Raw genomic sequence first — 12,342 nt, forward strand, 5'->3', positions numbered from 1 at the left:
AGATGGGTATAAGAGACAGGGGACAGGCGGGGCGCCGGCCTCGTGGGAGGAGCGGATGGACGCCACCCACGCGGCCGGGCTCGCGCTGCTGCTGGACGGTCTGGAGGCGGCGGCCGGAGCCCGGCCGGGCGGGGTCAGCCCGCGGTGCCGGGCCGCCTCCTCCCGCACCCGGGTCTCCTGGGCGGGGCGCGGACCGGGCGGCGGGGTCGCCGAGAGCAGCACGGCTCAGCCCTCCGTCCGGAAGCGGGACCTCGAACCGTCCGCCAGCTCCACGGTCAGCTCCGTGCCGTCCAGCCGCACCTCGCTCACCGCGGGGCCCGCCGACGCCGCCTGGTAGACCGAGGCGAAGACGACGTGCGCTCCATCGGCCGTGAAGTCGACCCGGGTACGGGTGCGCTGCGGGTCGTCCGCCGGACCGGGACCCGGCAGGGTGAGGGGGCGCACCGGCACTCCGGCGCTCTGGGTGTGCCAGCCGTGCAGCGTCTCGTCCCCGTACCAGTTGGTGCGCACCGGGCCCGCCGCCTGCACCTGCACGTCCAGTGCGGTGCCGGGCCGCAGTTGGGCGGTGACGCGGGGGTCCTCCCGGCCGGTGACCTCCACCGTCAGGAGGTCCACCAGATAGCACGGGCCGACGGCCACCCGGCGGACCGCCCGGACACCCTCGTACGCCTCCGTCACCTCGGCGGTCACCGAGACGGCGTCCGCCGCCGTCAGCGCACCGGCGCACTCGGCCTGCTCGGCGCCGTCCACCCGGAACGCGGGGTGGGCCGCCGTCGAGGTGTACAGGTCGCGGAACTCCGGGTGGGCGTACGGCACCTGGCCCGGGTCCGGCTGCCACGCGGTGGTGTCGCCGTACAGATACAGGGAGAGCTTGTCCCGGTGGCCGTGCGATCCGCCGTGCGGGCCGAAGTCCACCAGGGCGTGGATGCCCGCCGCCCGCAGCACCGCGTACCCGGTCGAGGGAAACACGGTGACCGGGGCGGCAGCGGCCCGACGGGGGAGCGGCGGCCCGGCGAACCAGCCGCCCAGCTCACGGTCGAGGGCGTCGTCCGCGTCGCCGAGCTCCGCACGGACCCGGTCCGCCACCGCGTCCAGCGCGTCCGACGGCACCGACTGCGAGGCCAGCGCGATCAGCTCCAGCCACTCGAGGCCGAGGACGTCGCGCCGGTAGGGGCCGTCGTGCAGGGCGGGCAGCACACCGCCCGGCGTCGCGACGGCCGCCAGCACGTCCGTCATTCCCGCCAGCACGCCCACCACGTCGGTCGGCAGGGCGGACGGGGCGGTGGAGCGCAGCGCCAGCAGCGCCGCCCGCAGCACGAAGCCGTGGTAGTAGGTACTGCCCTCCCACTCCCAGCCGTCGTCCGCGACGGCCACGCGCAGATGCGCGTACAGCCCGTGCTCGCCCTCCAGCCAGCACCCGGCGCCCTCCCAGGGCGTGGACCGGACGGCTGCCGCCGCCCGGCTCGCCGCGACGCCGGCCGCGTTCAGCCACGCCGTGTAGTTGGACGCCAGGTGCCCCTGCGCGGTCAGCACGTCCCGGGCCTCCAGCGCCGCTTCCTCCAGCGCCTCCAGCAGCGGCAGCACCGCCGCCAGGTCCCCGGTCTCCTTCTCCGCGAGGGTGATCACCGCGTGCCCGACGTTCACCGCCCAGATGGCGTCCGTCAGCGCCTGGTGGAAGAGCCGGCCGCGCAGCATCCAGGCCTGCGCCTCGCTGTGCCGGTCGGCGGCCAGCTCGGCGTACAGGCCCGCGTACTCGCCCAGCCGCTCCACCGCCTCCGCCCGCTCGCCCCGGTGCGCCAGCACCCGCAGATGACGGGCCCAGGCCTGGTGCGACAGGACCAGCCACGCGCCCCGCACCGCGTCGGTGTCCACCCGGCAGCCGTGCGCACACCGCGCACCGCCCTCGGGGAACACCCCGGCGAGGAGATCGCCGTGCTCCAGCTCCACCCCGTGCGCCGGGCAGACGTGACCGTGCCACCAGCCGCCGCGCTCCCGCGCGATCCGCCTCAACGCGGCCATACGCCACCGTCGATGTCCGTCGTGGTCGCCGTCAGGAAGCCCGAAGCGGGCGAGGCCAGATGGACCACGGCGGACGCCACGTCCTCGGGGGTGCCCGCCCGGCCGACCGGGATGCCCGCTTCCATGGCCTCCTGCGCCGCGGGCGCGGTGAAGGTGTCGTGGAACGCGGTGCCCTTGATGAAGCCCGGCGCGACCGCGTTGACCGTGATGCCGGTCCCGGCCAGCTCCTTGGCCAGGCCCTTGGTGAAGCCGCGGATCCCGGCCTTCGCGGCCGCGTACGCCACCGAGCCGGGGCCACCGCCGTTGTGCGCGGCGAGCGAGGACATGGTGATGACGCGTCCGGCCGGGGACCGCGTCAGATGCGGCAGCGCCGCCCGCACCGTGCGGAACGTCGAGGACAGGTTGGTGGAGATCACCCGGTCGAAGTGTTCGTCGCTCATCTCGGCGATGGTCGAGCGGCCGACGAGGTGACCGGCGTTGCAGACCAGGATGTCGAGTCCGCCGAGAAAGCCGGCCGCCTCCTCGACCAGCCGGTCCACGTCCGCGGTGACGGTCGCGTCGGCGGCGAACGCCTTGGAGCGCCTGCCCAGCGCCTCGATCGCCGAGACCGTGTCGGCCGCCCGGTCGGCGGAGGAGTGGTAATGCACGGCGACGTCGGCGCCGGCCTCGGCCAGCGCGAGCGCGATGGCGCGGCCGATGCCGTGCCCCGCCCCCGTCACCAGCGCGCGGGAGCCCTGCAGATCAGCAGACATGGGTGAAGCCCTTTCGGTTTCCGGCCGCCGGGGGCCGGATTCGGTGCCCGGCCACGCGGGGCCGGGGGCCGGTCACTTGAGACCGGCGGTGGCGAAGCCCTGCACGAAGTAGCGCTGGCCGATGAGGAAGAGAAGGACCATGGGAAGGGTGGCGAGCGTGGTGCCGGCCATCAGGAAGTGCCACTGGGTGCCGTTCTCCGTCTTGAAGACGGAGAGCCCGACCTGGATGACCCGCAGACTGTCCGTCCGGGTCACCAGCAACGGCCACAGGAAGTTGTTCCAGGACGACTCGAAGGTCAGCAGCGCCACGGTGGTGAGGGCCGGCTTGACCTGCGGCGTCATGATCCGGGCGTAGATGCGGAACTCGCCGAGGCCGTCGAGGCGGGCCGCCTCCTCCAGCTCCACCGGCAGATCCAGGTAGAACTGGCGGAAGAGGAAGACCGCGAACGGCGTCACCGCACCCGGGATGATCAGGGCCCACCAGGTGTCGAGCCAGCCGCTCCCGCCCTGACCGAGGATGTCGTTCCCGCCGGCCAGCGGCATGAAGCGGACGATCAGGAACTCCGGCAGCACCTTCGTGTACGTCGGGATCATCAGCGCCGCGATGAACAGGTAGAAGATCACGTCGCTGCCGCGGAACCTGATCCGCGCCAGCGCGTACCCGGCCATGGAGGCGACCAGGACGTTCAGCACGGTGTGACTGATCGCGATGATGAAGCTGTTGCGGGCGTACGTGGCGAACGGGGCCGCCCGGAACGCGTCGACGTAGTTGCTGAACTGCCAGCTGCTGGGCAGGAGTCCGGCGTCCTGGGAGGCGATCTCCACCGGCGACTTGAGTGAGGTGATCACCATCCAGACGAACGGCACCACCATCAGCAGGGAGATCACCGACAGCGTGATGTAGAGCGCGATCCGGCCCGGGGACACCGGCCGCCGGGCGCCGCGCCCCCGCGGCTTCGCGGTGCTCACGTCCACCGGCTTCCGCGTATCAACTGTGGCCACGGGTGCCTCCCATGATCCGCCGGTTGACCAGGGTGAAGCCCATCAGCAGCACGAACAGCACCAGGGACTGGGCGCAGGCGTATCCGACGCGGAACTCCCGGAAGGCGGACTTGTAGATCTCGTAGGTCATCATCGTCGTGCTGTTGGCGGGGCCGCCGTCGGTGAGGATGTAGATCTGGTCGAAGGACTGGAACGCGCTGATCATCGACGTGATGAGCACGAAGAAGGTGGCGGGCTTCAGCAGCGGCAGCGTGATGGAGAAGAACTGCCGGACCTTCGACGCGCCGTCCACCGACGCCGCCTCGTACAGCTCCCTGGGGAGGGACTGGAGCGCGGCGAGATAGATGAGCATCTTCATGCCGATGCCCTGCCAGATGCCGACCAGGATCACCGAGGGCATCGCCCACGTCGTCGAGGAGAGCCAGGCCGGGCCGTCGATGCCGAGGAACGACAGCAGCGCGTTGAGCAGGCCGTTGCCCGGGTTGTAGATCCACAGCCAGACCAGGGCGATGGCGACCGTGGCCGTGACCTGCGGCAGGAAGACCGCGGTGCGGAAGACGCCACGGGCCTTGAGGCCGGTGTGCAGGGCCATGGCCAGCAGCAGGCCCAGCAGCATGCCGAACGGCACGGTGAAGAAGGTGTAGACGACGGTGTTGACGATGGACTTGCGGAAGACCGCGTCGTCCAGCATGTCCCGGAAGTTGTCAAGCCCCACGAACTGCGGCGCGGTCAGCACGTCGTACTTCGTGAACGCCAGGACCACCGCGGCCAGTACCGGCAGGCCGATCCACAGCGAGGCGTGCAGCAGCGCGGGCGCCACCATGAGCATGCCCGCCCGGCGCCGTCGGCGTCCGGGGCCCGTGGGGGTCCGGCGGGTGCGCCGGGTCGGCGCCGATTCAGGAGGTGCGGGCGGCCGCACGGGCCGCGCCTTCAATACGGATGTCGCTCCCACAGTGACGGGTCCTCACATCCGGCCGATGGCGGCCTCGGCGAGCCGGCCGAGCTCCGCGATGGCGTCCTTCGCCGACTGGTCGCCCACGATCGCGGGCTCCAGCGTCGGCACGATCTTCTCGCGGATCTCCATCCAGGCGGCGGTGCCGCCCTCGGACGCCGCGTGCTCAAGGTTCTTCAGGGAGAGGTCGACGAACTGGTTCTCCTTGACGTAGGCGGTGTCGCTGAGATCCCGCAGCCCGGGCACCGAACCGCGCTGCTGCGCCGCGCCGAGGATCGATTCGGGGGTGGCCAGCCACTCCACGAGCGCACGGGCCGCGGCCGGGTGCCGGGAGCTCGCCGACTGGCTGACGAGCGTGCCGCCCTGGAGCATCGCGGGCCTGCGGTTGGCCAGGACGAACGAGCCGAGCTTGTCCTGCTCGATCAGCTCCGGGCTCTGCTCCTTGACCTGGACCCACAGAGCGCTGGTCGTCATCATCATCGAGCCCTGGCCGGTCTGCACGTTCGACGGTGCTCCGACGTCGGTCTTGCGCGCGTAGTCGGCCGAACCGTCGGCCACCAGGTCCTTGAAGAACTGGAGGGCCTCCACCCCGCGGGCGTCGGTGAACAGCGGCTTCCTGCCGTCCGCGCTGAACAACTGGCCGCCGTTGGCGAAGAGGAAGGTCTCCCAGCACTGGCGCAGATTGATGGAGAAGGGGTCGAACCCGACCCGCCCCTTCGTCGTCAACTGCTTCGCGACAGCGCGCAGTTCGGACCAGTTGGCGGGCGTCTTGCGGATGCCCGCCTCGGCGAAGTGGTCCTTGCGGTAGACCACGATGCGGGTGTCGAGCACCACGGGCAGGGCGTACAGCTTGCCGTCGTGGCGCGAGGGCTCCAGCACCCGCTTCTCGTAGTCGTGGGTCTTCGCCAGCTTCTCGGGCAGCTCCGCGATCGCCCCCTTGGCGGCGAACGGCGGGATCCAACCGACCCCCATCATCAGCACGTCGGGCAGCAGGCCGCCCGCGAGTCCGGTGGTGATCTTCTCGTTGAGCTGGTCGTACGTGGTGTAGTCCACGTTCACCTTGACGTCCGGATACTTCTTCCGGAACCCGCCGAGGATGTCGCCCTCCAGGAGGGTCTTGCCCTTCGCGCCCTCGTAGATCGGGGTGAGGAGGGTGATCTCGCCCTCGGCGGGTCCGTCGGCGGAGCCGGCCGCGGAGGTGCCGGTGCCGGTGCCGCAGCCCGTGAGCGCGGCGGCGGTGCCCGCACCGATGGCGGCGAGCAGCGACCGTCTGTTGAGTTCCATGAGGCACCCCTTTTGAGGCGGAGTTTGTGGATCGATCCAGTGAGGTAGTCCCGGCCATGGCTGGGAAGTGCTGGTAAATCGATGCACTGAGACTAGGAATGCCGCCGGAGTGGCGTCAACAGCTGATGCACAACAATTTTTCGAGCAAGTTAACGGGTGTATCGGTAGAGAGACTTCAGTAAATCGATACACTAGGGTCGTCAGGGAGTTTCGAACCGGAGGTGGCATGAGCGGGGTAACGATCCATCAGGTCGCGGCGGCTGCGGGTGTTTCCGCGAGTACGGTCTCCAACGTCCTCAACGGGCGCACCGACCGTATGCAGGCGGCCACCCTGGCCCGTGTCGAGCAGACCATCGAGCGGCTGAGCTACCGGCCCAACCGTGCGGCGCGGATGCTGCGCACGGGCCGGATCAAGGTGATCGGTCTGATCGTGCCCTCCGTGGCGAACCCGTTCTGGGGGTCGCTCGCGCGGGAGCTGGAGGCCATCGCGCTCGCCGAGGGGTACCACGTGCTGCTCTGCAACAGCGAGCGCGATCCCGCACGGGAGCTCAAGTACGGCGAGGAGCTGTTGGCTGACGGGGTCAGCGGAGTGGTGCTCTGCTCCTCGCTGCCCTCTCTCGAACACGTCGAGCCGCTGCTCAGCCGGGGTCTGAAGATGGTCGCCTTCGACCGCACGGCCCAGGCGGGCGACCCGCCGTCGCTGGCGAGCATCAGCGTGGACAACGCCATGGGGGCGGAGCTGGCCACCCGCCATCTCCTCGAACTCGGCCACCGAAGACTCGCCTTCGTCTCCGGTTCGGTCAACAGCGTCAACCGCCGCGAGCGGCTGCGGGGATTCCGTGCCGCGCTGGAGGAGGCCGGGCTCGACCCGGCCGACGCCACGGTCTGGCCCGGGGCGGACACCAGCGAGTTCGGTGACAAGGACGCGGCCGAACTGGGCCGCAACGCCGCCCGCGAACTGCTCTCCGGGCCCCGCCCGCCGACCGCGTTCGTCGCGATCAACGACATGTGCGCGATCGGGATCTGCCGGGGCGCCAAGGACGCCGGACGCACCGCCGGGCGCGATGTGTCGGTGGTCGGGTTCGACGACATCCTGCTCGCCGATCTCTTCGAACCGCCGCTCACCACCGTCCGCCAGCCGCTGCCGGAGATGGCTGCGGAGACCTTCCAGCAACTGCGCGCCCGGATCGAGTCGGCGCCCTCGGCCGGCCGCTCCCTGCTGATCCGGCCGCGGCTGGTGGTCCGTGAGTCGACCGCGCCGGTGCCCGCGCCCGCGTCCCTGCCCGCGCAGGCGGACGCAGTGACGTGAGGGGGCGACCGCCCCGGCGGTGCGAGGGGCGTCGGCCGCCGACGCCCCTCCCCGTTCGGGCGCGGGCTCAGTCCGCCGAGGGCACCCAGCCCGTCGCCTCGATCCGGACGGCGTCCCGGGGCCGCTCCGCGTCGAAGACCGTGCGGAGGCCGTCGCGGACCCGCAGCCCGTCCACGTACGCGCCGCGTCCCACGTACAGCCGGTCGGTCGCGTAGCGCCAGCGCAGGCGTACGTCCCGGCCGCGCCACTCCGTCAGGTCCGCCTCCAGCCGGTGCCAGACGCGCCCCGACCAGCCGGTCACCGAGCCCGCCGGGTGCGGCTGCGGGTCCGGGCGGTGGCCGGGGCCCGGCGCGAGGGTGGTGAACGGCACCGGCTGCCAGTCCTGCCCCGTCGACGCTTCCAGGAAGAGCCCGTCGGACGTCGGTTCGGTGTCCCACCACAGCGCGCACTCCAGGCGGGCCCGTGCGGAGTCCAGACGCAGGGCGGGCAGGGTGAGGGTGGCGGTGGACGCGCTCGCCATCCCGGAGAACCACGCCGTACGCCCCCGCTCGGGCCGGACCGGAACGGCCCGCGCCAGCTGGTTGGCGGCCGCCACCCGGGGCGCACTGCCCGAGCGCCAGCTCCGCACCGGGTGGACGGAGTTGCCCAGCACGATGAGGAAGGTGTCGGTCGACGGGTCGAGCACCAGGCTGGTCCCGGTGAATCCGGTGTGCCCCGCACTGCGAGGGGTCGCCATCGCGCCCATGTACCAGTGCTGGTAGAGCTCGAAGCCCAGGCCGTGCTCGTCGCCCGGGAACGCGGTGTTGAAGTCGGTGAACAGCAGGTCGACCGACTCCTCGGACAGGATGCGGGAGCGGCCGTACACCCCGCCGTTGAGGAGCGTCCGGGCGAGGATCGCGAGGTCCCAGGCGCAGGAGAACACCCCGGCGTGGCCCGCCACCCCGCCGAAGCCGAAGGCGTTCTCGTCGTGCACCTCGCCCCAGACCAGCCCGCGATCGAGACCGGACCAGGGCGGCCGGGCGTCCTCGGTCGCCGCGATCTTCGGCTTCCAGGAGGCGGGCGGGTTGTAGCGGGTGCGGTGCATCCCGAGCGGGGCGGTGATCTCGTCGCGGAGCAGGGCGTCCAGCGGGCGGCCGGTGATCCTCTCCAGGATCAGCTGCAGCGAGATCAGATTGAGGTCGGAGTAGAGGTAGGCGCTGCCCGGGGTGCTCGCCGGGACCTCCTCCCACAGCATCCGGAGCTTCCCCTCCCGGGTCGGCTCCTCGTAGAGCGGGATCCACGAACGGAAGCCCGAGGTGTGCGTCAGCAGATGACGGACCGTGATGTCCTGCTTGCCGCCGCCCGCGAAGTCCGGGAGGTAGGAGGCGACCGCCGCCTCCAGCTCCAGCGCCCCGCGCTCGATCTGCTGGACCGCCAGGAGCGAGGTGAACAGCTTGGAGATCGAGGCCAGGTCGAAGACGGTGTCCTCGGCCATCGCGATCTGCTGGTCCGCCGGGAACTCCACCCCGGTGTCGGTCTTCTCGTCGTACGCGGCATAGCGCACCGCCTTGCCGATCGGCCGGTGCAGCGCCACCGTCCCGCCCCGCCCGGCGAGCAGGACCGCGCCCGCGTACCAGGGGTGCGCGGGGGAGTCGTCGAGGTAGGCCTCGGCGTCCCGGACGAGCTGGTCCAGCGGCCCCTGGAACAGCCCGGCGCGCGCGGCGCTCCCGCGCCGCAGCGTGGGCCGGTGTGCCCCTGACTCCATGCCCGCTCCCGTGTCCGCCGCTCCGTCCGCGGTCCCCGCTTGCGGCCCGCCCCGGCCGGCCGCGCCCGCGAGCGGAATCGGCGTCAGCGCGAGGGCACCGCCCAGCGCCAGTATCCCGCCGCCCAGCCGCCGCCGGGCGATGCCACGTCCGGCGGCGCGGGAGCCGGTGGCCAGGCCCCCGGCCGGACGTGGGCCGGTCGTGGATCCGTGGCCCCCGGCCGGCTCCGGGCCTCCTCGCGCGTCCCGGCCGTCCGCCGCCCGTCCGTCGTCCCGCATGTCCCCGGTCATCCGCAACTCCTTCCCGCGCCCGGCGTCCGGTCACCGGGCCGTGCCCGCCGTGCCGGAGCCCGCGCGAAAGTAACTTCCGAAATATCGCCGAGCAGTGAAAGTTCCTGCCGCCGCAGAGATTACTGTCACCCTCGCGCTCCCGGGCGCGTCCCGGCCCCCAAAGAATCTGACGCTGCATCAGAAAAAGCCTTCCCTCGGCCGCCCCGCTGCGGCATCCTGCCGCCCATGGAGACGGAACTGAGCCGCCAACTGGGAATCGAGCACGCCATCTTCGGCTTCACGCCGTTCCCCGAGGTCGCAGCGGCCATCACCAGAGCCGGAGGCTTCGGTGTGCTCGGGGCGGTGCGCTACACCGCTCCCGAGGACCTCGCGCGCGACCTGGACCGCCTGCACGGCCTCGCCGACGGCAAGCCCTACGGCCTCGACGTCGTCATGCCGGCCAAGAAGGTCGAGGGTGTCACCGAGGCGGACGTCGAGGCGATGATCCCGGCCGGGCACCGCGGATTCGTGCAGGAGCTCCTGGCCCGCCACGGCGTGCCCGAACTGGCCGAGGGGGAGGTGTCCGGCTGGCGCATCACCGGCTGGATGGAGGAGGTCGCCCGGAACCAGCTCGACGTGGCCTTCGACTACCCGATCAAACTTCTCGCCAACGCCCTCGGCTCCCCGCCCGCCGACGTCATCGAACGGGCCCACGACCACGGGGTCCTCGTCGCCGCCCTGGCCGGGAGCGCCCGGCACGCCCGGCGGCACGCGGAGGCGGGCATCGACGTCGTCGTCGCCCAGGGGTACGAAGCCGGCGGCCACACCGGTGAGATCGGCTCCATGGTGCTGGTCCCCGAAGTCGTCGAGGCCGTCGCCCCGCTTCCCGTGCTCGCCGCCGGAGGCATCGGCAGCGGCGAACAGGCCGCCGCCGGGATCGCCCTCGGCGCGCAGGGCGTCTGGCTCGGCTCCCTCTGGCTCACCACCGAGGAGGCCGACCTGCACTCCCCGGCCCTGACCGCCAAGCTGCTCGCCGCGGGCTCCGGCGACACCGTCCGCTCCCGCGCCCTCACCGGGAAACCCGCGCGCCAGCTCCGTACCGAGTGGACCGACGCCTGGGACGACCCGGCGGGGCCCGGCACCCTGCCCATGCCGCTCCAGGGGCTGCTGGTCGCCGAGGCCGTCTCCCGGATCCAGAAGTACGAGGTCGGCGAGCTGCTCGGCACACCCGTCGGGCAGATCGTCGGCCGGATGACCGGCGAACGCAGCGTCCGGGCCGTCGTCGACGACCTGACCCGCGGCTTCGAACGGGCCGTCACCCGCATGAACCGCATCGCCGGAAGGAGTGCCACGTGAACCAGCCGCCCAACGGCTTCTGGGCCCAGGCCGCCGCCGACCCCGACCGCACTGTCCTGATCGCCCCCGGCGGCGAGGAGTGGAGCGCGGGCCGGCTCCACGCCGACGTCAACCGCATGGTCCACGGACTGCGCGCGGCCGGGCTGCGCGAGGGCGACGCCTTCGCCGTCGTGCTGCCCAACGGCGTCGAACTCCTCACCGCCCACCTCGCCGCCTCGCAGGCCGGCTTCTACCTCGTCCCGGTCAACCACCACCTCGTCGGCCCCGAGATCGCCTGGATCGTCGCCGACTCGGGGGCCCGTGTCCTGATCGCCCACGAACGCTTCGCGGCCACCGCGACGGCCGCCGCCGACGAGGCGGAACTGCCCGCGACCCACCGCTACGGCGTCGGCACGGTCCCCGGCTGCCGCCCCTACGCCGAACTCCTCGAAGGCCACCCGGCCACCCCGCCCGAGGGCCGCACCCTCGGCTGGGTCATGAACTACACCTCGGGCACCACGGGCCGCCCGCGCGGCATCCGGCGCCCCCTGCCCGGCAAACTCCCCGAGGAGACCTACCTCGGCGGGTTCCTGGGCATCTTCGGCATCCGCCCGTTCGACGACAACGTCCACCTGGTCTGCTCACCGCTGTACCACACCGCCGTGCTCCAGTTCGCGGGCGCGGCACTCCACATCGGCCACCCGCTGGTCCTGATGGACGGCTGGTCCCCGGAGGAGATGCTGCGCCTCATCGACGCCCACCGGTGCACCCACACCCACATGGTCCCCACCCAGTTCCACCGTCTGCTCGCGCTCCCCGACGAGGTGAGGGCCCACTACGACGTCTCCTCCATGCGGCACGCCATCCACGGGGCGGCCCCCTGCCCCGACCACGTCAAACGCGCCATGATCGACTGGTGGGGGAGCTGTGTCGAGGAGTACTACGCGGCCAGCGAGGGCGGGGGAGCGTTCGCCACCGCCGAGGACTGGCTGAAGAAGCCGGGCACCGTCGGCAAGGCCTGGCCGATCAGCGAGCTGGCCGTCTTCGACGACGACGGCAACCGGCTCCCGGCGGGCCAACTGGGCACCGTCTACATGAAGATGAGCACCGGCGGCTTCAGCTACCACAAGGACGAGACGAAGACCCGGACGAACCGCATCGGCGACTTCTTCACCGTCGGCGACCTCGGCGTGCTCGACGCGGACGGCTACCTCTTCCTCCGCGACCGCAAGATCGACATGATCATCGCTGGCGGGGTCAACATCTACCCCGCCGAGATCGAGTCGGCCCTGCTCACCCACCCCGCCGTCGCGGACGCCGCCGCCTTCGGCATCCCCCACGCCGACCGGGGCGAGGAGGTCAAGGCCGTCGTCGAACCGGCCGAGGGCCACGAGCCGTCGGACGCGCTCGCCGCCGCGATCCTCGCCCACTGCGAGGAGCGGCTCGCCGGGTACAAACGGCCCCGGAGCCTCGACTTCATCGCCGCCATGCCCCGCGACCCCAACGGCAAGCTCTACAAACGGCGGCTGCGCGAACCGTACTGGGAGGGCTTCGAACGCCCGCTGTAGCGGCGACCGCGTCCGGGAGGGGCGGACCGCGCCCCTCCCGGACCGGGCCGAGGGCTTTCCCGGACCGGCCCACAGCCCTCCCGGGCGTGACCCGCAGCCCTCCCGGCTCT

General features: G+C 72.1%; 9 protein-coding genes and 1 pseudogene. 3 read left to right on the plus strand and 7 right to left on the minus strand.

The genetic code is table 11. From position 1 onward, the window contains the following. From HET64_RS08120 to HET64_RS08145, 6 genes and pseudogenes are all read right to left on the minus strand, one after another. Positions 1-222: pseudogene (locus tag HET64_RS08120) on the minus strand (hypothetical protein); the annotation flags it as partial. A 3-nt stretch (positions 223-225) separates the two neighbouring features. Then, entirely contained in the window at positions 226-2,019 is a 1,794-nt protein-coding gene (locus HET64_RS39630) for a heparinase II/III family protein (protein WP_285801843.1), read from the minus strand. Continuing rightward, positions 2,007-2,771: an SDR family NAD(P)-dependent oxidoreductase gene (locus tag HET64_RS08130; protein WP_215103378.1), complete on the minus strand. Its 765-nt coding sequence runs from the start codon at positions 2,769-2,771 to the stop codon at positions 2,007-2,009. The genes HET64_RS39630 and HET64_RS08130 overlap by 13 nt, the downstream gene beginning before the upstream one ends. Before the next feature lie 72 nt (positions 2,772-2,843). Next, positions 2,844-3,773: a carbohydrate ABC transporter permease gene (locus HET64_RS08135; RefSeq protein ID WP_215103379.1), complete on the minus strand. Its 930-nt coding sequence runs from the start codon at positions 3,771-3,773 to the stop codon at positions 2,844-2,846. Next, positions 3,760-4,602, minus strand: coding sequence for a carbohydrate ABC transporter permease (locus HET64_RS08140; protein ID WP_215103380.1), 843 nt, complete (start codon positions 4,600-4,602; stop codon positions 3,760-3,762). The genes HET64_RS08135 and HET64_RS08140 overlap by 14 nt, the downstream gene beginning before the upstream one ends. A gap of 135 nt (positions 4,603-4,737) precedes the next feature. Then, entirely contained in the window at positions 4,738-6,009 is a 1,272-nt protein-coding gene (locus HET64_RS08145; RefSeq protein WP_215103381.1) for an ABC transporter substrate-binding protein, read from the minus strand. Between the two features lie 226 nt (positions 6,010-6,235). Here HET64_RS08145 and HET64_RS08150 point away from each other — a divergent pair, with 226 nt between their 5' ends. Beyond that, a complete protein-coding gene (locus HET64_RS08150; protein ID WP_215103382.1) occupies positions 6,236-7,318 on the plus strand; it encodes a LacI family DNA-binding transcriptional regulator in 1,083 nt (360 codons plus the stop codon). Positions 7,319-7,385: 67 nt separating this feature from the next. Here the strand turns inward: HET64_RS08150 and HET64_RS08155 are convergent, their stop codons facing one another. Further along, positions 7,386-9,350 (minus strand): serine hydrolase domain-containing protein, encoded by a 1,965-nt coding sequence (locus HET64_RS08155; RefSeq protein ID WP_215103383.1) that lies wholly within the window; start codon positions 9,348-9,350, stop codon positions 7,386-7,388. Between the two features lie 225 nt (positions 9,351-9,575). Here HET64_RS08155 and HET64_RS08160 point away from each other — a divergent pair, with 225 nt between their 5' ends. Beyond that, positions 9,576-10,685 carry a nitronate monooxygenase family protein gene (locus tag HET64_RS08160; RefSeq protein ID WP_215103384.1) on the plus strand — a complete coding sequence of 370 codons (1,110 nt, stop codon included), beginning with the start codon at positions 9,576-9,578 and terminating at the stop codon, positions 10,683-10,685. After that, complete coding sequence (locus tag HET64_RS08165) at positions 10,682-12,232, plus strand: acyl-CoA synthetase (protein WP_215103385.1); 1,551 nt, start codon at positions 10,682-10,684, stop codon at positions 12,230-12,232. Before HET64_RS08160 ends, HET64_RS08165 begins: the two co-directional genes overlap by 4 nt. Positions 12,233-12,342 lie beyond the last annotated feature (110 nt).

Source organism: Streptomyces sp. McG3 (assembly GCF_018619185.1).
Lineage (GTDB): Bacteria > Actinomycetota > Actinomycetes > Streptomycetales > Streptomycetaceae > Streptomyces.

Bases quoted from the DNA above. Each gene is read 5' to 3' on its own strand.
- HET64_RS08130 (WP_215103378.1), bottom strand. From the start codon at position 2,771: ATGTCTGCTGATCTGCAGGGCTCCCGCGCGCTGGTGACGGGGGCGGGG.
- HET64_RS08150 (WP_215103382.1), top strand. From the start codon at position 6,236: ATGAGCGGGGTAACGATCCATCAGGTCGCGGCGGCTGCGGGTGTTTCC.
- HET64_RS39630 (WP_285801843.1), bottom strand. From the start codon at position 2,019: ATGGCCGCGTTGAGGCGGATCGCGCGGGAGCGCGGCGGCTGGTGGCAC.
- HET64_RS08140 (WP_215103380.1), bottom strand. From the start codon at position 4,602: ATGCTCATGGTGGCGCCCGCGCTGCTGCACGCCTCGCTGTGGATCGGC.
- HET64_RS08145 (WP_215103381.1), bottom strand. From the start codon at position 6,009: ATGGAACTCAACAGACGGTCGCTGCTCGCCGCCATCGGTGCGGGCACC.
- HET64_RS08155 (WP_215103383.1), bottom strand. From the start codon at position 9,350: ATGACCGGGGACATGCGGGACGACGGACGGGCGGCGGACGGCCGGGAC.
- HET64_RS08160 (WP_215103384.1), top strand. From the start codon at position 9,576: ATGGAGACGGAACTGAGCCGCCAACTGGGAATCGAGCACGCCATCTTC.